Below are 23,002 nucleotides of genomic sequence, written 5' to 3' on the forward strand. Positions count from 1 at the left end.
GGAAAAACAGGCCGAGTGCGCCGGAACGGGCGGATTCTTTACCCGTTTTCGCGACACGCCAGATGGGGCCCCCTTTCATACTTCATCGCAAATGACCCGAGGGGAGCGAGAATTCGCCGGTAAGCCATTTGCCTGACCTTTACATATGGCTGTCAAAGCGCGGGGCCGTGCATTAGAAACGGCATATAAGACGCTCAACACCACCAGATCGCCGCAGGCCCTTCGCATGACCAGAATGCCCGTTCCCATAAAGACCGAACTGCCCGAACTTCCCGTCAGCGCCGTGCTGCGTGATATTGCCGAGGCGTTGGCCGTAGAGAAACGTGCAGTTCTTTCAGCGCCACCTGGGGCGGGCAAGACCACGCTCGTGCCGCTTCATCTCTTGCATGAGGCCTGGCGGGGCGACGGCAGGATCATTCTTCTCGAACCACGCCGGCTCGCGGCGCGGGCCGCGGCCGGACGCATGGCCGAACTGCTTCATGAGAATGTCGGTGAAACCGTCGGTTATCGCATGCGGCTCGACAACCGTATCTCCTCGAAAACCCGGATAGAGGTGGTGACCGAAGGTGTGTTTGCCCGGATGGTTCTGGACGACCCCGAGCTGACCGGCGTTTCCGCGGTGATTTTCGATGAGTTTCATGAGCGCTCGCTCGACGGTGATTTCGGGCTGGCGCTGGCGCTCGATGTACAGGCGGGGTTACGGGAGGATCTGCGCATCCTCGTTATGTCCGCCACGCTCGATGTGGAGCGTATCAGCGCGCTGATGGGCGACGCTCCTGTGATTCAGAGCCTTGGCCGCACATTCCCGATCGACATCCGATATGAAGAGCGCTGGCAGGGTGTCCACGTCGATGAGAAAGTCGCCAAGGCGATTACCGAAGCCCACGCAGCCGAGACGGGTTCGATTCTGGCCTTCCTGCCCGGACAGGCGGAGATTACCCGCACAGCCTCGCGGCTGGAGGGACGTTTTCCTGAGGATACGGATATTATCCCGCTTTACGGCAACCTGTCGCAAAAGGAGCAGGATGCGGCAATCAAGCCGGCACCGGCCGGACGGCGCAAGATCGTGCTTGCCACTTCGATTGCCGAAACCTCCATTACCATCGATGGCGTGCGGGTGGTGATCGACAGCGGATTGCAGCGATTGCCGGTCTTTGAACCGGCGACCGGTATCACCAGGCTGGAGACCGTGCGGGTGTCGCGGGCTTCCGCCGAGCAGAGGGCCGGCCGTGCCGGGCGAACGGAACCCGGCGTTGCGGTTCGTCTGTGGCATCAGGGGCAGACGGCGGCGCTCAACGCCTTTACACCACCGCAAATTCTGGCGAGCGATCTTGCCGGTCTCGCCCTCGATCTCGCCCATTGGGGCGTTCACGACCCTTCCGCACTCGCATTTCTCGATACGCCACCCGAAGCCGCACTAAAAGAATCGGTGACGCTTCTCAAAAACCTCGGTGCCCTCGATGACAGCGGCGGGCTGACGCGACAGGGCCATCTGATGCGCGGCCTTTCACTGCCGCCACGACTTGCGGCCATGGTGATTGCCTCGGCGAGCGAAGGTGCCGGGAAAAAAGCGGCGACGCTTGCCGTCATGCTGACGGAACAGGGGCTGGGCGGCAATGATATCGATCTCGATGAAAGGCTGCGGCGCTTTCTTTCCGACAGGAGTGAGAGGGCGCAGGCAGCACACAAGCTGGCATCGAGGCTGCTCGATGCGATCGGCGACAAAACCGCAGCAGCCGAGGTGCCGAGCGAGGCAGGCCCATTGCTACTGCATGCCTATCCGGACAGGATTGCGCTTCAACGCGGGGCGCGGGGCCGTTACGTGATGGCCAATGGGCGCGGCGCGGAGCTTGCCGAGACCGAGCGGCTGGCGGCGAGCAAAATGCTTGTCGTCGCCGATATTACCGGACGGGCGGCACAGCCGCGCATCCTTGCGGCGGCTGGCATCGAAAGGGCCGATATAGAAGAGCGGATGCCGCACCTTATTATTCAGCAGGAACAGTTGCTGTTCGACAAGGCGAGCGGTCAGGCGCGGGCGCGGAAGGTGACCCGCCTTGGTGCGATCATTCTTGACGAGACACCCCTGCCCCGACCCGAGGGTGAACAGGCGGCGCAGGCGCTTGCCAATGGCATTCGCGAATTCGGCATCGATATGCTTCCCTTCTCGAAAGAAACCCTGCAGCTGCGTGACAGGATCGGCTTTCTGAACGCCAGCATCGGCGAGCAGTGGCCTGACGTGAGCGATGCGGCGCTGCTTTCACGGCTCGCGGAATGGTTCGTTCCTTTCCAGCATGGCGCCCGTAGCCTGCAGGATATCCGGCCCGGCAGCCTCTCCGAAGGAATCCTGTCGCTGGTGCCGCATGAGGTGGCGCGTGATCTCGGCCGGCTGGCACCGACACATTTCGAAGCACCGACGGGCCAGCGGCACCCCATTCGCTACGATGCCAGCGAACCGACGCTTTCCATTCGCGTACAGGAGCTTTTCGGGCTGAAGGCCCACCCTGCCATTGCGCAGGGGCGGTTGCCGCTCCTCCTGGAATTGACCTCGCCGGCGCACAGGCCGATACAGACGACACGCGATCTTCCCGGCTTCTGGGCGGGTTCGTGGAAGGATGTGCGGGCGGATATGCGCGGGCGCTATCCGCGCCATCCCTGGCCGGAGGATCCCGCCTCGGCCCTGCCGACCAGCCGTGCGAAACCGCGCGGAACATGACGATGATAAAAAGGGTAAAGGAGAAGACGGTGGCTGGCCATCCGATCGAAACCACGAGGCTTGGCCGCGCCAGCCGCAGGATAAGATTACAGACCATCATCTGGCTGCGCTGGCTGGCGGTGGCCGGACAGACGGCGACGATCCTGTTCGTCGCTTTCGGGCTGAATTTCCCCCTGCCACTTCTCGCCTGCGGGCTTCTCATCGCGGCGCTGGCACTTGCCAATCTGTTTCTCACCGCCCGCTTTCCCTCCACCTATCGTCTGGAGCCCTGGGAAGCGACATTGCTTCTCGCCTTCGACCTGCTGCAACTGACGGCGCTGATCTATATTACCGGCGGTCTTTCCAATCCCTTCGCGCCGCTGATCTGCGTGCAGGTCATCATCGCCTTTGCCTCGCAGCCGCTTCGGCATTCGCTCATCCTGCTCGGCTTTGCCGTCATCTGCTCGACGGCGATCGCCTTTTCGCCCTTTCCTGTTCCCTGGTATCCGGACGAGGTTTTGCCGATCCAGCTTCTGCTGCATGTCGGCACCTGGGTCGCGATCATCGCCACCACCTCTTTCGCCGCCTTTTACGCCTATCGCGTCTCGCATGAGGCCAATCAGCTGGCCGACGCACTGGCGGCAACCGAACTGGTGCTGGAGCGGGAAAAGCACCTTTCCCAGCTCGACGGGCTGGCGGCCGCTGCGGCACATGAGCTGGGCACGCCGCTTGCGACAATCAGCGTTGTCGCCAAGGAAATGGAGCGGGAACTCGGGCATGATGAGAAATACGGCGAAGACATCGCGCTGCTGCGCAGCCAGAGCGAAAGATGCCGCGATATTCTGCGCCGGCTCACCTCGCTTTCCGCCGACAATGAGGAGCATATGCGCCGCCTGCCGCTTTCCTCGCTGATCGAGGAGGTGATGGCGCCACATCGGGAATTCGGCATTCGCCTGGAACTCGTCGAAAAGAACGATCGCGCCGAGGAGCCGGTCGGCATCCGCAATGCCGGCATTATCTACGGGCTGGGCAATCTCATCGAAAATGCCGTGGACTATGCGCGGGAAAAGGTGACCGTGACCGTCGGCCACGATCAGCAGAATGTCACCGTTCTCATCGAGGACGACGGGCCGGGTTATGCCCATGACGTGCTGGCCCGCATCGGCGAACCCTATGTGACCGAACGTCACAACGATATGCGCGCCGGCGGGCTCGGGCTCGGGCTTTTCATCGCCAAGACCCTGCTGGAGCGATCCGGCGCAGCCGTCACCTTCCAGAACCGAGGGTCGAGCGAAACCGGGGCGCGGGTCACAATCGTCTGGCCTCGGGCGCTGATGGACGATAAAAGAAACCGTTGACTTTACCATCCACGTTGAAGCGGCGATAAGAAGAAGAAAAGCAAGCCGACGAAGTTGCCGGAAGGCCGGAAACATGAAGACAGAAGACCAGACCCCATCCACCACCGTACCGGCGGACGATATCGACCCGATCGGACCCGACAGATCGCTGCTGATCGTCGATGATGACGGCCCGTTTCTGCGCCGGCTTGCCCGGGCCATGGAAACACGCGGCTTTGCCGTCGATACAGCCGAGACGGTGAGCGACGGCATTGCCCGCTCCAAGGCCGCGCCGCCGAAATATGCGGTGGTCGATCTCAGACTTGCGGATGGCAACGGGCTGGAGGTGATCGAAGCGATCCGGCAGAACCGGGACGATACGCAGATCGTCGTCCTGACCGGCTACGGCAATATTGCCACCGCGGTGACTGCCGTGAAGCTTGGGGCGCTGGATTATCTCGCCAAACCCGCCGATGCAGACGATGTCTTTAATGCGCTGACGCAGCGCAAGGGTGAAAAGACCGAAGTTCCCGAAAACCCCATGTCGGCAGACCGGGTGCGATGGGAGCATATTCAGCGGGTTTATGAAATGTGCGAGCGCAACGTTTCGGAAACAGCCCGCCGGCTCAACATGCATCGCCGCACCCTGCAGCGCATTCTCGCAAAGCGCGCGCCCAAGTAACGGCAGTTACTCTCCGAAGCTGCGCCCGGTGGTCCATTCCGCCAGCATCAACCGGGTCGCAGCGGTTCTCGAAAAATCCAGCATCACCGATTTGCGGGTCGCCGGCGGCAATTTATGTTCCGGCGCATCGCGCAGCATATGGGCGCCATATCCATCCGACAGGATCAGCCCGCATTCCTCGGGGAATATGTCCGTTGGCACTTCCGGATGGGTGGCGAAAAACAGCCGGTCGCAATGCAGGCGATAATCCGGCCATTTGCGGTCGACACGGAAATCCTCGATCGAGGATTTGATTTCGATGATCCAGATTTCGCCTTTGGCCGACAGGCTGATGAGATCGGCCCTGCGCCCGCTTGCAAGCGGCAGTTCCGGCAGCACCGAATGGCGCATCTCATGCAACAGCACCTGCACGCCGCGCCGCACCAGCATCGCCTTGTCCGACTGGCGGCCGTCTATTAACGGATTATTGTTGGTAACGGAAAGAATAGTCATGGATAAAGGCTGCTGAAGCGTTTGGCCTATTGTTGCAAAAAGGCAATCAACCGGCAATTTTAAATGCTCGACCGTTTCGCGGCGGCGCAACGGCTTGCCAAGAGCGGCTGAATGGAAAATAACCGATTTATCCAATTAAGCCTACTCCTTCGCACAATTTGGCGAATTTTCCGCGAGAACGACATGCGCATCCGTACCCCATTGACCGCACTCGGTCTGACGGCAGCACTGGCACTGGCCGGCTGCGCCGAAACTACATCCCAATCCTCCGCTCCGACCTCCGGCAAGATCGCAGCGTCAGTACCGGTTGCTGACCCCGTTCCGGCGAAGGTCGAAACGGTCCAGATTTTCAACGATGTCTACGGTCCCGTGACCGATGCGGGTTATGCGCTGCCGGCCATTCCGATCAATCGCGTGAATGAGAAGTATCGTCGCCAGATCGTCGAATTCCAGACGTCCGAACGCGCTGGCACCATCATCGTCAATACGCGTGAGCGTTACCTTTATTATATTCTCTCCGGCAACCGCGCTGTGCGTTACGGCATCGGCGTCGGCAAGGCTGGCTTCGCATGGGCCGGTGAAGCCTATGTGGCCTGGAAGCAGGAATGGCCGATGTGGCATCCGCCGAAGGAAATGGCGGACCGCAAGCCGGAAGTTGCGAAATATGTCGAGGCCGGCATGGGCCCGGGCCTCAGCAACCCGCTTGGCGCACGCGCCATGTATCTCTTCAACGAAAAGGGACAGGACACGCTGTTCCGCATCCATGGTTCGCCCGAATGGGCTTCGATCGGCACCGCTGCCTCTTCCGGCTGCATCCGCATGATCAACCAGGACGTCATTGATCTCTACAGCCGCGTCCGCCCCGGCCGCAGCACCAAGGTCGTCGTGATCCAGTAAGGGTTACGCCAGATCAAGAAAAAGCCGCCGAGGATTTTCCCGGCGGCTTTTTTGTTTATGGAAATACTGGGCGGCGGCTTCACGCCGCCTGTTTCGCTTTCAGTTCCAGACGACGACGGTGCAGAACCGGCTCTGTATAGCCATTCGGCTGTTCACGCCCCTTCAGCACCAGCTCGACAGCGGCCTGGAAAGCCACCGATCCGTCGAAATTGGAGGCCATCGGCAGATAGGCCGTATCGCCGGCATTCTGCGTGTCCACCACGGCGGCCATGCGCTTCATGGTCTCGATGATCTGAGCCTCTGTCACCACGCCATGGCGCAGCCAGTTCGCCATGTGCTGCGCGGAAATGCGCAATGTGGCGCGGTCTTCCATAAGGCCGATATTATTGATGTCCGGCACCTTGGAGCAACCGACGCCCTGATCGACCCAGCGCACGACATAACCAAGAATGCCCTGGGCATTATTGTCGAGCTCACGCTGGATTTCCTCCGGCGTCCAGTTGGGGCGCGGCGCGACCGGCGCCGACAGAATATCGGAAAGCTTTGCGCGACCGCGGCTTTTCAACCCTTCCTGAACGGCAGCGACATCGACCTTGTGATAATGCGTGGCATGCAGCGTCGCAGCCGTCGGTGAAGGCACCCAGGCGGTGTTGGCGCCGGCTTTCGGATGGGCGATCTTTTGCTCCAGCATGGCCGCCATCAGATCCGGCATGGCCCACATGCCCTTGCCGATCTGCGCATGGCCGGAAAGGCCGCATTCGAGGCCGATATCGACGTTCCAGTTTTCATAAGCCGCGATCCAGGCCGCCTGCTTCATGTCACCCTTGCGGATCATCGGGCCGGCTTCCATCGAGGTGTGGATTTCGTCGCCGGTGCGGTCGAGGAAGCCGGTATTGATAAAGACAACGCGATCCTTCGCGGCACGAATGCTTTCCTTGAGGTTGACCGTGGTGCGGCGTTCCTCATCCATAATGCCCATCTTCATGGTGTTCGGCGCCATGCCGACAAGCTTCTCGACCCGGGTGAAAATCTCGTTGGCGAAGGCGACTTCCTCCGGCCCGTGCATCTTCGGCTTGACCACGTACATGGAGCCGGCGCGCGAGTTCTGACGCCGTCCGGACGGGCCGACATCGTAAAGCGCGATGAGCGCCGTGACGACGGCATCCATGATGCCTTCCGGCACCTCACGGCCATCGCGGTCGAGGATCGCCGGATTGGTCATGAGATGACCGACATTGCGCACCAGCATCAAGGAACGGCCCGGCAGCGTGAGCGCGGAGCCATTGGGCGCGGTATAATAACGATCCGGATTAAGGCGGCGGATGAAGGTCTTGCCGCTCTTGGCAACCTCTTCCGTCAGATCGCCGCGCATCAGGCCAAGCCAGTTTCCATAGACCAGCACCTTGTCTTCCGCATCGACGGCAGCAACCGAATCCTCGCAATCCATGATGGTCGTCAGCGCCGATTCAAGAATGACATCGGAGATGCCCGCCTTGTCGCCCTTGCCGATTTCGGTCGAAGGATCGATGACGATCTCGGTGTGCAGGCCATTCTTGCCGAGCAGGATCGTTGCGGGATTTTCCGCTTCGCCGCTGAAGCCTTTGAATTGTGTTGCATCCGTGAGGCCGGTCGTGGCGTCACCGACTGCAAGCTGCAGCAGACCGTCGACGATCTTGAAACCGGTCACGTCGGACCAGCTTCCGCTTTCGAGCGGCGCGGATTCATCGAGGAAATTGCGCGCCCAGGCAATGACCTTTTCACCACGCTTCGGATTGTAACCCCTGCCCTTTTCCGCCCCATCGGCATCGGAAATGGCATCCGTGCCGTAAAGCGCATCATAAAGCGAACCCCAGCGGGCATTGGCGGCGTTCAGCGCATAACGCGCATTCATGACGGGAACGACGAGCTGCGGACCGGCGACGGCGGCAATTTCCGGATCGACATTGTCGGTTTCCACCTTGAAGCCGGGACCTTCCGGCAGCAGGTAACCGATTTCCTTCAGGAAGGTCTCATAAGCGTCAAAATCCGAGGGAGCGCCGTTCTGCTGGTACCAGCCATCGATTTTTTCCTGCAGCGCATCGCGCTTGGCAAGCAGCTCACGGTTTTTCGGGGAAAGCTCATGGATGATGGCCGAGAAACCCTCAAAGAAGGCCTCGCTGTCCAGACCCGTGCCCGGCAGCACCTCGTCCGTCAAAAAGGCATACAGCCTGTCATCGATGGAAAGACCGAATTTATCCGTGCGGCTCACATGCGCCTCCTTATATTCTGAAGGCACAGATTGGACGCTGAGACGGTCGCTCGTCAATTGCGGCAGGCAGCCAAATATTATTTCCGTTTTGGAAATAATGCGGCCGATAGTCGTCTTTTTCTACAAAAGCGCCTGCAGATCCTTGATGCGGTCATTCACCAGCCAGCCGTAATAATTCTCTTCCGGCAACAGGGGCTGCTCGCCTGCGGCGCGCTGGCGGTTCTTCTGGGCAAGAGCGGCAGCACGCTGCTGCGAACCGCCGACATTATAAAGCGTGGAGGTGACACCCGGATTTTTCGAAATATCCATGTCGGCAATCGACCGGTAATCATCGATCGACTTGCGGATGGAGGCCGCCATGAAGGCAAGCGAATGGTCTGGATCCATGATCGCGGTATAGACGGCGCCCGCATCGTTCTCATCCAGCTTCTCGTAGCCGGAGGTTCTCGACACCATGTCGGACAACATCAAAGCCGTCAGCGGGTTGATCTGGCCGAGACCAAAGGTCTGCCCGGCATAAAAGGGCTGGAAGAAGACGGCGCTGAAACGGTTGTTCGGATAGGCCACACCATCGACGGTCTTGCCGCGGAAACTGTCTTCCCAGACATCTTCACGGCAGTTCCAGAGGCTGTAGGAATCCTTCTTCGACTGGCATTTGGCAAATTGCGAATGGGTTAGAAACTGCGCGATGGTTTCGTCCTTGTAGCCGAAACGGAAGCTGTTGCCGGCATAGGAGGCCGCCTTGACGTAATAGGACTGCAGCCGGTCATAGGCGTCGACATTATAGGTGTGCTCGCCGACGATCGCGCCGATCATGTGGATCGGATCGATACCATAACGTCCGGCCGTCGACTTGATCTTGGCGATCAACGCCTTGTCGGACGACAAAAGGTCAATGACCTTCTGGTACTTGCGTTCGAAGGAGGTATTGGACGCCTTGGTTCTTTTTGCGGAGGCGCCGGGAACGCCCGGCTGTTCGGCATTGCGGTTGCCCGGTGGGACGATGGTCGCGGCCGCGGCATAAGAAGACGAAACGGCGGAAACCGCCAGAGCCACGGCAAATGCCAGAAGAGTTTTGCGCACGAGCGACTGCCTTTTCTCGAGCCGGCCATTCCCGGCATGACAAGCGGGAAAACCGGATCAATTCCACGAAAGCGGTTCCAACCGGAATGCAGCCCTTCCCATAAACAAAATGCGGGCTGAATGCGAGATGAGGCAGATAAAATAAAAGAGTGCGTCAAATATGGCCGCACTCTTCTTTTGTCAATCTCCGAAATTCTCAGAGAATATAGCGGGACAGATCCGTGTCGGCAGCAAGATCGCCGACATGTTTGCGGACATATTCCTGATCGATCTTGACGGCCGAGCCGCCACGATCCGGGGCGTTGAAGGAGATCTCGTCGAGAACGCGCTCCATCACGGTCTGCAGGCGGCGCGCACCGATATTTTCGACCGACGAATTGAGATGAACGGCCACATCGGCCAGCGCATCGATTGCATCATCGGTGAAATCGAGGTCCAGTTCTTCCGTCGCCATCAGCGCCTTGTATTGGCGAATGAGGCTTGCTTCCGTCTCCGTCAGGATACGGCGGAAATCCTCCTTGGTCAGCGGCTTCAGTTCGACGCGGATCGGCAGACGGCCCTGAAGCTCCGGCAGGAGATCCGACGGCTTCGCCACATGGAAGGCGCCCGATGCGATAAAAAGGACATGGTCCGTCTTCACCGGTCCGTACTTCGTCGAAACAGTTGTGCCTTCAACCAGCGGCAGCAAATCGCGCTGCACGCCTTCGCGCGAGACGCCGGCGCCCATGCCGCCATCGCGGGCGGCGATCTTGTCGATCTCATCGAGGAAGACGATGCCGTCATTTTCGACCGACTTCACCGCCTCGCGCTGGATCATTTCGTTGTCGAGCAGCTTGTCGGATTCGTCGCGGATGAGATCGGCATAGGATTTCGACACCGTGGTCCGGACCTTTTTGGTGCGTCCACCCATGGCCTTGCCGAACATTTCCGACAGGTTCAGCACGCCGATATTGGCGCCCGGCATACCGGGAATTTCGAAACCGGGCATGCCCGAGCCGCTGTCGGCCACTTCGATGTCGATTTCCTTGTCGTCGAGCTCACCGTCTCGCAGCTTCTTGCGGAAGCTTTCACGCGTGCCAGGCGACGCGGTTGCGCCAACCAGCGCATCGAGTACCCGCTCTTCTGCGCTCTGATGCGCCTTCGCCTGCACTTCGGCACGCTTCTTTTCACGCACGAGGCCGATGCCGATCTCGACGAGATCGCGGATGATCTGCTCGACATCGCGGCCGACATAACCGACTTCGGTGAATTTTGTCGCTTCCACCTTGATGAAGGGCGCGCCGGCCAGCTTGGCGAGGCGACGGGAAATCTCCGTCTTGCCGACACCGGTCGGCCCGATCATCAGAATGTTCTTGGGCATGACTTCGTCGCGCAGGCTCTCATCGAGCTGCTGGCGCCGCCAGCGGTTACGCAGCGCAATCGCGACCGCACGCTTGGCCTCATGCTGGCCGATGATGAAGCGGTCGAGTTCCGAGACGATTTCCCGGGGAGAAAAAGTGGTCATTCTATCCTCTCGGCTTTCCTGTTCCGACCGGCCATTCCGGCCCGGCCCACAGGACCCATTGGTGAGAAAATTAGCTTACTCGGCGTCGAGCGTTTCGACGACGAGATTGTGGTTGGTGTAAACGCAGATATCGGCGGCAATATCGAGCGACTGGCGCGCCACCTCTTCGGCCGACTTGTCCGTATCCATCATGGCGCGGGCGGCGGCGAAGGCATAATTGCCGCCGGAGCCGATGGCGATCGCGCCGTGTTCCGGCTCCAGCACATCACCATTACCGGTAATGGCGAGCGTGGTCGATTTATCGGCCACCAGCATCATGGCTTCAAGATTGCGCAGATATTTGTCCGTGCGCCAGTCCTTCGCAAGCTCGACTGCGGCGCGCATGAGCTGGCCCGGATATTGCTCAAGCTTCTTTTCGAGACGGTCGAGTAGCGTGAAGGCATCCGCCGTCGCACCGGCAAAACCGGCAATCACTTCACCCTTGCCGATGCGGCGAACCTTGCGGGCATTGCCCTTCATGACGGTCTGGCCGAGGCTTACCTGCCCGTCGCCAGCCATGACGACCTTGCCGCCCTTTCTGACTGTAATAATTGTTGTCATCAAACACCTGTCTGCCCTCACGGGCCTGGGGTTAACGGACCGGATACGGCCCTCTCGGGTTCTATGTAAGTTTGCTTTTCGCGATTGCAATCTTCGGGACGACAGGCTGTTTTCGACTTGTCATGCAAGACGATGGAACAACTGGATATTTGTGTCCCGTGCTGATAAGGAACGGCAACATTTTCACGGAGCGGCCAAAATGGCAGAACGTAAAGGCGAGATTATCCGCAAGACCAACGAAACCGCGGTTTCGGTACGCGTGGATATCGACGGCACCGGCAAGTCGAAAATTTCCACCGGCGTGGGATTTTTCGACCATATGCTGGACCAGCTGAGCCGCCATTCGCTGATCGACATGGACATCGAGGTTCAGGGCGACCTGCATATCGACGACCACCATACCGTGGAAGATACCGGCATCGCCATCGGCCAGGCCATTGCCAAGGCGCTCGGCGACCGCCGCGGCATTACCCGTTACGCTTCGCTCGATCTGGCCATGGACGAAACGATGACCAAGGCTGCCGTCGATATTTCCGGCCGGCCCTTCCTTGTCTGGAACGTCAATTTTTCCGCGCCGAAGATCGGCACCTTTGATACCGAGCTGGTGCGTGAGTTCTTCCAGGCGCTCGCCCAGAATGCCGGCATCACGCTGCATATCCTGAACCATTACGGCGCCAACAACCATCATATCGCCGAAACATGCTTCAAGGCCGTTGCCCGCGTTCTTCGCACGGCAACCGAGATCGACCCCCGGCAGGCAGGCCGCGTTCCCTCCACGAAGGGCATGCTGGCCTGACGCCAAAGCTGTCAGGAAGCCCATGACAAGCTATCTCGTTCTGGAAGCCCCCAACGGGCCGGACAGGGACCACAAGACGACCCGCTTCATCGCAGACCGTTTCGTCTGGCTGGCCCTGATTGCGCCCTGGTTATGGCTCGCCGTCAACCGGCTGTGGCTGGCGACCGCGCTCGTTGTCATCGCACTCGTTCTGGCCGGACAGGTCTCGACGTTAGCCGGATTCGAACCCGTCGGCATTCTCTGCGGTTTCGCCATCGCCCTCGTCACGGCGCTGGAGGGACGCGATTTTCTCGTCCGGCACCTGATCCGCAAAGGCTGGACGCTGACATCCATCGTTTCCGCCCCTGATCTTTCGAGTGCGGAAGACATATATTTCTCCAGTCTCTCCGAAATCGCAGAAGCGGCGGAACAGCTGTCGCAGCCGGTCTGGACCACTTCGCCGCAAAAGAGCGGCGGCAAAAACTTCGTCAACGATCCCGCCGGATCGTTTCTTTTCGACTTGAATGGAAGGCGCTGACATGCGTGTCGCGATTATCGACTACGGTTCGGGCAATCTGCGTTCGGCCACCAAGGCTTTCGAGCGTGCCGCCCGCGAGGCCGGCATCAACGCAACCATCGACCTGACCGACAAGCCGGATCACGTCGCTTCGGCAGACCGCATCGTCCTGCCGGGCGTTGGCGCCTACGCGGATTGCCGTGCGGGCCTCGATGCCGTTCCCGGCATGCATGAGGCGCTCATCGAAGCCGTAGAGAAAAAAGCGCACCCCTTCCTCGGCATCTGCGTCGGCATGCAGCTGATGTCCTCGCGCGGGCTGGAAAAGACCGTCAGCACCGGGCTTGGCTGGATCGAAGGTGACGTCGTTGAAATGACGCCATCCGATCCCAGCCTCAAGATCCCGCAGATCGGCTGGAACACGCTGGAAATTCGCCACGCCCACCCGCTGTTCGACGGCATCAAGACCGGCGCGGATGGCCTGCATGCTTATTTCGTGCATTCCTATCATCTGGCGGCCAAGCACTCGACGGATGTCATCGCCACCACCAATTACGGTGGCGCGATGACGGCTTTCGTCGGCCGCGACAATATGGCGGGCGCGCAGTTCCACCCGGAAAAAAGCCAGACGCTCGGCCTCTCCCTGATTTCCAATTTCCTGCGCTGGAAGCCCTGACATGATTCTTTTTCCCGCAATCGATCTCAAAGACGGTGAGTGCGTTCGCCTGAAACTCGGCGATATGGACCAGGCCACCGTCTACAATACAGACCCCGGCGCGCAGGCGAAAGCCTTTGAGGATCAGGGGTTCGAATGGCTGCATGTCGTTGATCTCAACGGCGCCTTTGCCGGAGAGACAGTCAATGGCGCGGCGGTCGACGCCATTCTGAAAGCCACGAAAAACCCGGTGCAGCTGGGCGGCGGTATCCGCACGCTCGATCATATCGAGGCGTGGCTGAGCCGCGGTCTTGCCCGTGTCATTCTCGGCACCGTGGCGGTGCGCGATCCGGTTCTGGTCATTGAAGCCTGCAAGCGTTTCCCCGGCCAGGTTGCCGTCGGCATCGATGCCAAGGGTGGCAAGGTTGCCGTGGAAGGCTGGGCGGAAGCATCCGAACTTGGCGTCATCGAGCTCGCCAAACGCTTTGAAGGTGCAGGCGTCGCCGCCATCATCTATACCGATATCGATCGTGACGGCATTCTGGCTGGTATCAACTGGGCCTCGACACTGGAACTGGCGGACGCCGTCTCCATCCCGGTCATCGCCTCCGGCGGCCTTGCCTCCATCGACGACATCAAGCGCATGCTGCAGCCGGATGCCGCCAAGCTCGAGGGTGCGATTTCGGGCCGCGCGCTGTATGACGGGCGTATCGACCCCACCGAGGCGCTTGCCCTCATCAAGGCCGCAAAGGAGGTAAACGCATGACCCTCAAAGCCCGCGTTATTCCCTGTCTCGATGTGAAAGACGGCCGTGTCGTCAAGGGTGTGAACTTCGTCGACCTCATCGATGCCGGTGACCCCGTCGAGGCGGCAAAAGCCTATGATGCGGCGGGAGCAGACGAACTCTGCTTCCTGGACATCACCGCCTCCTCGGACAATCGCGACACGATCTTCGATGTCGTCTCGCGCACCGCCGACCACTGCTTCATGCCGCTTACCGTCGGTGGCGGGGTCCGCAGCGTCGCAGATATTCGCAAGCTGCTCCTTTGCGGAGCCGACAAGGTTTCGATCAATTCCGCAGCGGTCAAGGATCCCGACTTCGTTGCGCAGGCGGCCGACAAATTCGGCAACCAGTGCATCGTCGTCTCCATTGATGCTAAACGGGTTTCGAAGGATGGCGAAGAAGGCCGCTGGGAAATCTTCACCCATGGCGGGCGCCAGCCGACCGGCATCGACGCCGTGGAATTCGCCATCAGGATGGTCGAACGTGGCGCCGGTGAATTGCTCGTCACCTCGATGGACCGCGACGGCACCAAGAGCGGTTACGATATCGGCCTGACCCGCACCATTGCCGATCAGGTTCGCGTGCCCGTTATTGCATCTGGCGGCGTTGGCACGCTGGATGATCTGGTGGCAGGCGTTCGCGATGGCCACGCGACTGCGGTGCTTGCCGCCTCCATCTTCCACTTCGGCACCTATTCGATCGGTGAAGCCAAGAGTTACATGGCCGAACATGGCATTGCCATGCGTCTCGACTGATTGCAGGAACATCCCATGAGCGCATTTTCCCTTTCCGATCTGGAACGCATCGTCGCGACCCGTGCCGCTGCCTCTCCTGACGAATCCTGGACGGCCAAGCTGGTTGCGGCTGGCCAGGAGCGTGCGGCAAAAAAACTCGGCGAAGAGGCGGTGGAAACCGTCATCGCGGCGATTGCGAAGGATCGCGACGGGGTGAAAAACGAAGCCGCCGACCTGCTCTACCATCTGCTGGTGGTACTGAAGATCGCCGACATTCCCTTGAGCGAGGTTTTTGCCGAACTGGAGCGCCGGACCGGGCAAACCGGTCTTGCGGAAAAGGCGGCGAGGCCTAACTCATGAAGGTCGAGGCAGGCAGCGGGGAGAGAGGCATGCCAAGCACACTCGATCATTTCCGACCGGATGAATATTCGCCCTACCACTTCTTCAGTTCGGAAGAATGGGCGAAATTCCGCGCCGATACGCCACTGACGCTTTCCGCCGACGAGGTCAAACGTCTGCGCTCGCTGGACGACCCGATCGATCTGGACGAGGTGCGGCGCATCTATCTGTCGCTATCGCGCCTGCTCTCCTCCCATGTCGAGGCCTCGCAGCTGCTGTTCGAACAGCGCAACCGCTTCCTCAACATGGCGGATGTCAACAAGACGCCCTTCGTCATCGGCATTGCCGGTTCGGTCGCCGTCGGAAAATCGACGACGGCACGTATCCTGAAGGAGCTTCTCGCCCGTTGGCCCTCCAGCCCGAAGGTCGATCTCATCACCACAGACGGTTTTCTTTATCCGAACGAGGTTCTGCGGCGGGAAAACCTGATGGAGCGCAAGGGCTTTCCGGAAAGCTACGATATCGGCGCGCTGCTGCGTTTCCTTTCGGCGATCAAGGCGGGCCAGCCGAATGTCAAGGCACCGCGTTATTCGCACCTGACCTATGACGTTCTGCCGAACGAATTCACCGTCATCGACCAGCCGGATATTCTGATCTTTGAAGGCATCAACGTGCTGCAATCACGCGACCTGCCGGCAGGCGGGCGGATCGTGCCGATCGTTTCCGACTTTTTTGATTTCTCGATCTATATCGACGCCGATGAAGGCCTCATTCACAACTGGTATGTGAACCGGTTCATGAATCTGAGAAAAACCGCCTTCCGCGATCCCAATTCGTTCTTCAACCGTTATGCGTCGATCAGCGAAGAGGCAGCGCTCAGCATTGCGGAAGGTCTCTGGCAGAATATCAACCTGAAGAACCTGCGCCAGAACATCGTGCCGACGCGCCCGCGCGCCGATCTTATTCTGCGCAAGGGCAAGAACCACCTGATCGACACGGTGGCGCTTCGCAAGCTGTAAAGATGCCGCGCATGGCGGCATCTTTAGTGGTTAAGACCCGTTATTAGGCAAGGTCAGGAATACGCAGAACCTGGCCGGGATAAATCTTGTCGGGATGGGTCAGCATCGGCTTGTTGGCTTCGAAGATGATATTGTTCTTCGCGCCATTGGCCTTGCCATATTGCGCTTCCGCAATCTTCCAGAGATTGTCGCCCTTCTTGACGGTGTAGAAGACGGGTTCCTTTGCCGGCGCTTCGGCCACCGTCAGCTCACCGGCCTCGACCTTGGAAATGCCGAGCGTATTGCCGACCGCAATCACCGCCTTTTCAAAAATCGACTGGTCGGCCACTTCGCCCTTCAGGACGACCTTGTCGTCCACCACCTCCACCTGAACCTTGTCCGTGCCGAGATCGTGGGAAGCGAGTTCCTTCTTGACCGCTTCGACATCAGGAGCATCATCGCCGCCGATACCAAGCTTCTTTCCCGCTTCCTTGATGAAATTGAACAGACCCATAGCACCCTCCTTGGTTGTAGGGAGGCTTACCAGACGATATTTGAAGCTCTATGACAAGGGCGAAACATTCGCCACCTCGCCGGGACCTAATCGCCCGAGGGCTTGCCGCGCATTTTCTTGATATCGGAGCGACCGGACTTCGCCTTGAGGCGGCGCTCCACGGAACCCTTGGTGGGCTTGGTGGCCTTGCGCACCGGCGGCGGCGGAGCAGCGGCTTCGAGGATCAGCTCCTTCAGCCGCTCGCGCGCATCTTCTCTATTGCGCTCCTGGCTGCGAAACCGGCTCGCCTCGATCATCAGTACGCCGTCTTTCGAAACGCGCCGGCCACCGAGACGCAACGCATTGGCCTTCACCCGGTCCGGGAGGGACGGTGAATTGGCAATATCGAAAAACAGCTGAACCGCGGTCGAGACCTTGTTGACGTTCTGGCCACCCGGCCCGCCGGCCAGTACGAATTGCTCCGTCAGCTCCCAGCCGGCAATGGTGATACGGTTGCTGATGTAAAGCGGGTCGCTGGCCATGATCTTTCTCCGCGCCGGTGATGCCACAGATCGCAAAAAATGAAAACAGCGGAGAAAACGAAAGAACCCGGCAAAAAGAAACCCGGCACTGGGCCGGGTTCCCTCCTCCTCATAAATGAGGCTTTATTCATTCAGCCGCAAGCAGAAGGCCCGGAGCTGCGTCACGAACCTTGCTGTCGACGTGATCTTCGAACTTGGTGAAGTTCGAAACGAACATCGACACAAGCTTCTTCGCCTGCGCGTCATAAGCTGCGCCATCGGCCCAGGTGGAACGCGGATCAAGGATCGCGCTGTCGACGCCGTCGAGCGACAGCGGCACGGCGAAACCGAAATTCGCATCGGTGCGGAATTCCGCATTCTTCAGGTCGCCGGTCAAAGCAGCGGTCAGAAGCGCGCGCGTCGCCTTGATGGGCATGCGCTTGCCGATGCCGTAAGCACCACCGGTCCAGCCGGTGTTGACCAGCCAGCAATCCACGCCGTGCTTGCCGATCAGCTCGCGCAGCAGGTTGCCGTATTCCGCCGGATGGCGCGGCATGAAGGGTGCACCGAAGCAGGTGGAGAAGGTGGCTTCCGGCTCGGTCACGCCCTTTTCCGTGCCGGCAACCTTTGCGGTGTAGCCGGAGAGGAAGTGGTACATGGCCTGTTCCGGCGTCAGACGCGCGATCGGCGGCAGCACGCCGAAGGCATCCGCCGTCAGCATGATGATCGTCTTCGGATGGCCGGCAATGCCCGTTTCCGATGCATTCGGAATGAAGTGCAGCGGATAGGCACTGCGGGTGTTTTCCGTCAGCGAATTATCGTTGAAGTCGGGAACGCGGTTTTCGTCCAGCACGACGTTTTCGAGGACCGTGCCGAAACGGCGGGTCGCGGCGTAGATTTCCGGCTCGGCTTCCGCCGAAAGCTTGATCGCCTTGGCATAGCAACCGCCTTCAAAATTGAAAATGCCGTGTTCGCCCCAGCCATGTTCGTCATCGCCGATCAGCGTGCGCGAAGGATCGGCCGACAGCGTCGTCTTGCCGGTGCCTGAGAGACCGAAGAATACGGCGGAATCACCCTCGGGACCAACATTGGCGGAGCAATGCATCGGCATCACGCCCTTGGCCGGCAGCAGGTAGTTCAGCACCGTGAAGACCGACTTCTTGTTTTCGCCGGCATAGGAGGTGCCACCGATGAGAACGAGGCCGTTGGTGAGATCGCAGGCGATCACGGTTTCCGAACGCACGCCGTGACGGGCCGGATCAGCCTTGAAGCTCGGGAGGTTGATGATGGTGAGCTTCTGGCTGAAGCCCGACAGCGTCTCCCGCTTCGGCCGGATCAGCAGATTGCGGATGAACAGCGAATGCCAGGCAAGTTCGGTGACGACGCGGGTCGGCAGCGCATTTTCCTCATCGGCGCCGCCGATCAGATCCTGCACGTAAAGCGTCTTGCCGGCGGTATGGGCCAGCATGTCCTGACGCAGCAGCTCGAAATTTTCCGGCGACAGCGGCTTGTTGTTGTCCCACCAGATGGTGTTCTCGGTGGAAGCGTCGCGAACGACGAATTTGTCCTTCGGCGAGCGGCCCGTATGTTGGCCGGTGACGGCGCGCAGCGCGCCATCGATGGTCAGTTCGGCCTCGCCGTTACGGATCGCCTCTTCGTATAATTCGCTCTCATTGAGGTTATAAAAGACGCGGGAGGCCTCGCCCAGTCCGAGTTCCGCAACTCCATTGGCAGGATTATGAACCCCAAGCTCGTTCATGACGCGTTCCTTGTTAATGACGTTAAGGCCGTTGAAATTTTCACGGAAAATACGTGGCAGCTTTTGGAAACGCAAGAGCCTGACTTTAAAAAACTTAGTGATTTCAATATATTAATCGATTTAAAAGATTTTATTTCTTTTTAAATCGGTTGAAGACGCATTAAAATCCAGCTGCAGCGATTTTACGAAATCCTCTCGTCTCGCCCCCGCGATTTTGGGGCGAGTTTTCCTTTGCCACAATTTGTTCCACCTTTATACTCAAGAGAGTGGCTCGCGGCGCACAACCTTGGCTGGGTGAATGTCGGGAGTTACGAGAAAATGACGATGGAGACCAACTACATGCAGACGATCGCGCTTGTCGACGATGACCGGAATATTCTCACTTCGGTATCGATCGCGCTCGAAGCCGAAGGCTACCGGGTCGAAACGTATACGGACGGCGCCTCCGCGCTTGACGGGCTGATTGCCCGTCCGCCGCAGCTCGCCATTTTCGATATTAAGATGCCACGCATGGACGGCATGGAGCTCTTGCGGCGCCTTCGCCAGAAGTCGGACCTGCCGGTGATCTTCCTCACCTCCAAAGATGAAGAGATCGACGAACTGTTCGGCCTGAAGATGGGTGCGGACGACTTCATCACCAAGCCGTTCTCGCAGCGTCTTCTGGTGGAACGCGTCAAGGCCATCCTGCGCCGCGCCAGCAGCCGTGAGGCGTCCGCCGCAACCGGCAGCGTGCTGAAGCCGACCGCGGACCAACAGGCGCGCACGCTCGAGCGCGGGCAGCTCGCCATGGACCAGGAACGCCACACCTGCACCTGGAAGGGTGAGCCGGTTACGCTGACGGTCACGGAATTCCTCATCCTGCATTCGCTGGCGCAGCGTCCGGGCGTGGTGAAAAGCCGCGACGCGCTGATGGACGCCGCCTATGACGAACAGGTCTATGTGGACGACCGCACCATCGACAGCCACATCAAGCGCCTTCGCAAGAAGTTCAAACTGGTCGATGGCGACTTCGATATGATTGAAACGCTTTATGGCGTAGGATATCGCTTCCGCGAAGCGGCTTGAAAAAGCCGACTCGGGCAGAAGGGACCGCCCGAACCGGGGCGGTGAGGACTTGAATACGTGTTGAAGAAAACGCCGGAAACCGTCTCGGACAGCGACGATGCCGAAGAACGCGGCAGCGAACGCCGCCATCGTATCCATCCGCTGACGATCATCCGGCGCATTTTCGGCAATGCGGTGTTTTCCAGCCTCACGCGCCGTATCCTCTTCTTCAATGTCGCCGCGACAGTGGTTCTGGTCGGCGGCATTCTCTATCTCAACCAGTTCCGCGAAGGGCTGATCGACGCTCGCGTGGAAAGCCTGTTGACACAGGGCGAAATCATCGCCGGCGCGGTCTCCGCTTCCGCCTCGGTCGATACCAACTCGATCACCATCAATCCGGAAAAGCTGCTCGAATTGCAGGCGGGGCAAAGCATCACCCCTGCCCCCAATGATGAGGATCTGAGTTTTCCGATCAATCCGGAGCGGGTGGCGCCGGTGCTGCGGCGGTTGATTTCGCCGACGCGCACCCGCGCGCGGCTGTTCGATGCCGATGCCAATCTGCTGCTCGATTCCCGCCACCTTTATTCGCGCGGACAGGTTCTGCGCTTCGATCTGCCGCCGGTGACGCCTGAAACCCAGACCTGGGGTGACTGGTTCACCAGCATGTTCAACCGCATGCTGCAGCCGAGCAGCCTGCCGCAATATAAGGAAGCGCCCGGCGGTGACGGCTCCATCTATCCGGAAGTGATGAATGCGCTGACGGGCGTACGCGGCGCGGTCGTTCGCGTCACCGAAAAAGGAGAGCTGATTGTTTCGGTGGCCGTACCGGTGCAGCGCTTCCGCGCGGTTCTGGGTGTTCTGCTGCTCTCCACGCAGGCGGGTGATATCGACAAGATCGTGCATGCGGAGCGCCTTGCCATCATGCGCGTCTTCGGCATCGCCACGCTCGTTAATATCGTGCTGTCGCTGCTTCTGTCCTCCACCATCGCCACCCCGCTCCGGCGGCTTTCGGCGGCCGCGATCCGCGTGCGCCGCGGGGCGAGAACGCGTGAGGAGATCCCGGATTTCTCGGCGCGCCAGGATGAAATCGGCAATCTCTCGATTGCGCTACGTGAAATGACAACGGCACTTTACGACCGTATCGACGCCATCGAAAGTTTCGCCGCCGATGTCAGCCATGAACTCAAGAACCCGCTGACCTCGCTGCGCAGCGCCGTGGAGACCCTGCCGCGCGCCAAGACGGAAGAGTCGAAGCAGCGCCTGACGGAGATCATCTTCCACGATGTGCGCCGCCTCGACCGCCTGATCAGCGATATTTCGGATGCCTCGCGGCTCGACGCGGAACTCGCGCGTGCCGACGCCTCGCCGGTTGATCTCGATGTGTTGATGAAGGGTCTGGTGGATATATCCCGCCAGATAAGCACCAAAAAGAAAAGTGTGACGATCGACTATGTTGTCGACCGAAAGGCAGGCGCCAAAACCTCCTTTGTGGTGAATGGCCACGACCTGCGCATCGGCCAAATCGTCACCAACCTCATCGAGAATGCGCGCTCTTTCGTAGCCGAGGAAAGCGGTCGTATCACGGTGCGCCTTTCCCGCCACAAGGATCGCTGCCTCGTACAGGTGGAAGACAATGGTCCCGGCATTCAGGCCGAAGATATCGACCGTATCTTCGAGCGCTTTTATACCGACCGGCCGGCCAGCGAAGGGTTCGGCCAGAATTCCGGCCTTGGTCTTTCCATCAGCCGCCAGATCGCGGAAGCCCATGGCGGCAGTCTGCGGGCGGAAAACGTGGTCGACAAATATGGCGTGATTTCCGGCGCACGCTTCACCCTGTCGCTGCCGGCGGCCGAAACCCATGAACGCTGAACGCTTCAACCTGCACGCCACGGCCATCGTCGTTCAAAATACCGGCATCCTCTTCACCGGCCCCTCCGGCAGCGGCAAAAGCGAGCTTGCCTTCAGCTTTCTGACGGAGGCGGAACGGTGCGGATTGCCGGCGGCGCTGATCGGGGACGATCAGATTTTCGTGTATCGTGAGGACGGGAGGATCATCGCCGAGCGACCGGAAACGATCGCCGGCCTGCTGGAACTGCGCGGCAGCGGCATTGTTTCGGTGAAAAGCATTGCGCGCGCGCCACTAGATTTCGCCGTCACGACAGTTCTTTCACCGGAAAATCCAAGACTTCCCGAAGATGATGAAATGTTTTTTCTGCCCTGCGGTGGGCATCTTCCACTTCTGCGCATTCCGCTTGCAAGTCTTACGCCCTATGGAAAATTTGCTGCACTTGCTCAGAATCTTTTTAAAACGAATGTGAAGTGACGATGATTCGGGCGATTTTAGGCTTGCGATTCGCATTTTCCTCATCAAGATGAAATCCCACCGATGGACAGGATTGCCGCGTTGCGATAGTCGGCAATGAGAGTGCGTGTGCAAGGGAGCATTTCATGATCGGACTAGTGCTTGTCACCCATGGCAAGCTGGCTGAGGAGTTTCGCCATGCGTTGGAGCATGTCGTTGGTCCCCAGAAATTGATCGAGACGGTTTGTATCGGTCCCGAAGACGACATGGATCAGCGCCGGCAGGATATCATCGACGCCGTTGCGCGCGCCAATGATGGCAATGGCGTCATCATTCTGACGGACATGTTCGGCGGCACGCCCTCCAATCTCGCGATCTCCGTCATGAATAACGGCAATGTCGAAGTCATCGCCGGGGTCAATCTTCCTATGCTGATCAAGCTTGCCGGCGTGCGCAGCGAAGATAATATGGACAAGGCCCTTCAGGATGCTTCCGATGCCGGCCGCAAATATATCAACGTCGCCAGCCGCGTTTTGAGCGGAAAATAAG

At 59.6% G+C, this 23,002-nt stretch carries 23 protein-coding genes; 15 read left to right on the top strand and 8 right to left on the bottom strand.

The window, feature by feature from the left end; genetic code table 11:
• The first annotated feature begins 226 nt into the window (after positions 1 to 226).
• The 3 genes from hrpB to O3S81_RS23260 all read left to right on the top strand — a co-directional run bounded on the left by hrpB (position 227) and on the right by O3S81_RS23260 (position 4,711).
• Positions 227 to 2,713, top strand: coding sequence for an ATP-dependent helicase HrpB (gene hrpB, locus O3S81_RS23250; RefSeq protein ID WP_269347080.1), 2,487 nt, complete (start codon positions 227 to 229; stop codon positions 2,711 to 2,713).
• A 29-nt stretch (positions 2,714 to 2,742) separates the two neighbouring features.
• Positions 2,743 to 4,050, top strand: coding sequence for a two-component system sensor histidine kinase ActS (gene actS, locus O3S81_RS23255; RefSeq protein ID WP_269347081.1), 1,308 nt, complete (start codon positions 2,743 to 2,745; stop codon positions 4,048 to 4,050).
• 73 nt (positions 4,051 to 4,123) lie between these two features.
• The gene (locus tag O3S81_RS23260; RefSeq protein WP_269347082.1) at positions 4,124 to 4,711 is read left to right on the top strand and encodes an ActR/PrrA/RegA family redox response regulator transcription factor; all 588 of its coding nucleotides are present in this window, start codon (positions 4,124 to 4,126) and stop codon (positions 4,709 to 4,711) included.
• A 6-nt stretch (positions 4,712 to 4,717) separates the two neighbouring features.
• Here O3S81_RS23260 and O3S81_RS23265 read toward each other — a convergent pair whose 3' ends face one another.
• Positions 4,718 to 5,203 carry an MmcB family DNA repair protein gene (locus O3S81_RS23265; RefSeq protein WP_080827534.1) on the bottom strand — a complete coding sequence of 162 codons (486 nt, stop codon included), beginning with the start codon at positions 5,201 to 5,203 and terminating at the stop codon, positions 4,718 to 4,720.
• Positions 5,204 to 5,386: 183 nt separating this feature from the next.
• On the opposite strand from O3S81_RS23265, the gene O3S81_RS23270 reads away from it, so the two are divergent.
• Complete coding sequence (locus O3S81_RS23270) at positions 5,387 to 6,100, top strand: L,D-transpeptidase (RefSeq protein WP_269347083.1); 714 nt, start codon at positions 5,387 to 5,389, stop codon at positions 6,098 to 6,100.
• A 79-nt stretch (positions 6,101 to 6,179) separates the two neighbouring features.
• On the opposite strand, the gene O3S81_RS23275 is transcribed toward O3S81_RS23270, so the two are convergent.
• The 4 genes from O3S81_RS23275 to hslV all read right to left on the bottom strand — a co-directional run bounded on the left by O3S81_RS23275 (position 6,180) and on the right by hslV (position 11,535).
• The gene (locus O3S81_RS23275; RefSeq protein ID WP_269347084.1) at positions 6,180 to 8,348 is read right to left on the bottom strand and encodes a malate synthase G; all 2,169 of its coding nucleotides are present in this window, start codon (positions 8,346 to 8,348) and stop codon (positions 6,180 to 6,182) included.
• 120 nt (positions 8,349 to 8,468) lie between these two features.
• Complete coding sequence (locus O3S81_RS23280) at positions 8,469 to 9,431, bottom strand: DUF1402 family protein (protein WP_269347085.1); 963 nt, start codon at positions 9,429 to 9,431, stop codon at positions 8,469 to 8,471.
• Between the two features lie 196 nt (positions 9,432 to 9,627).
• Positions 9,628 to 10,935, bottom strand: coding sequence for an ATP-dependent protease ATPase subunit HslU (gene hslU, locus O3S81_RS23285; RefSeq protein WP_003521199.1), 1,308 nt, complete (start codon positions 10,933 to 10,935; stop codon positions 9,628 to 9,630).
• 75 nt (positions 10,936 to 11,010) lie between these two features.
• Positions 11,011 to 11,535: an ATP-dependent protease subunit HslV gene (gene hslV, locus O3S81_RS23290; RefSeq protein ID WP_003521197.1), complete on the bottom strand. Its 525-nt coding sequence runs from the start codon at positions 11,533 to 11,535 to the stop codon at positions 11,011 to 11,013.
• A 199-nt stretch (positions 11,536 to 11,734) separates the two neighbouring features.
• Here hslV and hisB point away from each other — a divergent pair, with 199 nt between their 5' ends.
• Genes hisB through coaA form a run of 7 tightly spaced genes read left to right on the top strand, consistent with a single transcriptional unit; the run spans position 11,735 to position 16,355 of the window.
• Positions 11,735 to 12,331, top strand: a complete 597-nt coding sequence (hisB, locus tag O3S81_RS23295; RefSeq protein WP_269347086.1) for an imidazoleglycerol-phosphate dehydratase HisB — start codon at positions 11,735 to 11,737, stop codon at positions 12,329 to 12,331.
• 22 nt (positions 12,332 to 12,353) lie between these two features.
• On the top strand, positions 12,354 to 12,848 hold the full coding sequence (locus O3S81_RS23300; RefSeq protein ID WP_269347087.1) for a DUF2628 domain-containing protein: 495 nt from the start codon (positions 12,354 to 12,356) through the stop codon (positions 12,846 to 12,848).
• A 1-nt stretch (position 12,849) separates the two neighbouring features.
• Complete coding sequence (hisH, locus tag O3S81_RS23305; protein ID WP_269347089.1) at positions 12,850 to 13,500, top strand: imidazole glycerol phosphate synthase subunit HisH; 651 nt, start codon at positions 12,850 to 12,852, stop codon at positions 13,498 to 13,500.
• Between the two features lies 1 nt (position 13,501).
• Positions 13,502 to 14,245, top strand: a complete 744-nt coding sequence (hisA, locus tag O3S81_RS23310; protein ID WP_269347090.1) for a 1-(5-phosphoribosyl)-5-[(5-phosphoribosylamino)methylideneamino]imidazole-4-carboxamide isomerase — start codon at positions 13,502 to 13,504, stop codon at positions 14,243 to 14,245.
• On the top strand, positions 14,242 to 15,018 hold the full coding sequence (gene hisF, locus O3S81_RS23315; protein ID WP_269347091.1) for an imidazole glycerol phosphate synthase subunit HisF: 777 nt from the start codon (positions 14,242 to 14,244) through the stop codon (positions 15,016 to 15,018). The genes hisA and hisF overlap by 4 nt, the downstream gene beginning before the upstream one ends.
• A 15-nt stretch (positions 15,019 to 15,033) precedes the next feature.
• A complete protein-coding gene (locus O3S81_RS23320) occupies positions 15,034 to 15,357 on the top strand; it encodes a phosphoribosyl-ATP diphosphatase (protein WP_269347092.1) in 324 nt (107 codons plus the stop codon).
• Positions 15,354 to 16,355, top strand: coding sequence for a type I pantothenate kinase (gene coaA, locus O3S81_RS23325; RefSeq protein ID WP_269347093.1), 1,002 nt, complete (start codon positions 15,354 to 15,356; stop codon positions 16,353 to 16,355). Before O3S81_RS23320 ends, coaA begins: the two co-directional genes overlap by 4 nt.
• Positions 16,356 to 16,398: 43 nt before the next feature.
• On the opposite strand, the gene lysM is transcribed toward coaA, so the two are convergent.
• The 3 genes from lysM to O3S81_RS23340 form a co-directional block, all read right to left on the bottom strand.
• Complete coding sequence (gene lysM, locus O3S81_RS23330; protein ID WP_269347094.1) at positions 16,399 to 16,848, bottom strand: peptidoglycan-binding protein LysM; 450 nt, start codon at positions 16,846 to 16,848, stop codon at positions 16,399 to 16,401.
• 86 nt (positions 16,849 to 16,934) lie between these two features.
• Complete coding sequence (gene arfB, locus O3S81_RS23335; RefSeq protein ID WP_269347096.1) at positions 16,935 to 17,369, bottom strand: alternative ribosome rescue aminoacyl-tRNA hydrolase ArfB; 435 nt, start codon at positions 17,367 to 17,369, stop codon at positions 16,935 to 16,937.
• A gap of 127 nt (positions 17,370 to 17,496) precedes the next feature.
• Positions 17,497 to 19,107, bottom strand: coding sequence for a phosphoenolpyruvate carboxykinase (locus O3S81_RS23340; protein ID WP_269347097.1), 1,611 nt, complete (start codon positions 19,105 to 19,107; stop codon positions 17,497 to 17,499).
• Positions 19,108 to 19,446: 339 nt separating this feature from the next.
• Here O3S81_RS23340 and chvI point away from each other — a divergent pair, with 339 nt between their 5' ends.
• The 4 genes from chvI to O3S81_RS23360 all read left to right on the top strand — a co-directional run bounded on the left by chvI (position 19,447) and on the right by O3S81_RS23360 (position 23,001).
• Complete coding sequence (gene chvI / locus O3S81_RS23345) at positions 19,447 to 20,172, top strand: two-component system response regulator ChvI (protein ID WP_003505377.1); 726 nt, start codon at positions 19,447 to 19,449, stop codon at positions 20,170 to 20,172.
• Between the two features lie 57 nt (positions 20,173 to 20,229).
• On the top strand, positions 20,230 to 22,020 hold the full coding sequence (gene chvG, locus O3S81_RS23350; RefSeq protein WP_269347098.1) for a two-component system sensor histidine kinase ChvG: 1,791 nt from the start codon (positions 20,230 to 20,232) through the stop codon (positions 22,018 to 22,020).
• Positions 22,010 to 22,474 (top strand): HPr kinase/phosphorylase, encoded by a 465-nt coding sequence (locus tag O3S81_RS23355; RefSeq protein WP_269347099.1) that lies wholly within the window; start codon positions 22,010 to 22,012, stop codon positions 22,472 to 22,474. Before chvG ends, O3S81_RS23355 begins: the two co-directional genes overlap by 11 nt.
• A gap of 125 nt (positions 22,475 to 22,599) precedes the next feature.
• Complete coding sequence (locus tag O3S81_RS23360; protein ID WP_003505374.1) at positions 22,600 to 23,001, top strand: PTS sugar transporter subunit IIA; 402 nt, start codon at positions 22,600 to 22,602, stop codon at positions 22,999 to 23,001.
• Position 23,002 lies beyond the last annotated feature (1 nt).

The sequence above is a fragment of the Agrobacterium sp. SOY23 genome, assembly GCF_027212525.1.
Lineage (GTDB): Bacteria > Pseudomonadota > Alphaproteobacteria > Rhizobiales > Rhizobiaceae > Agrobacterium > Agrobacterium tumefaciens_I.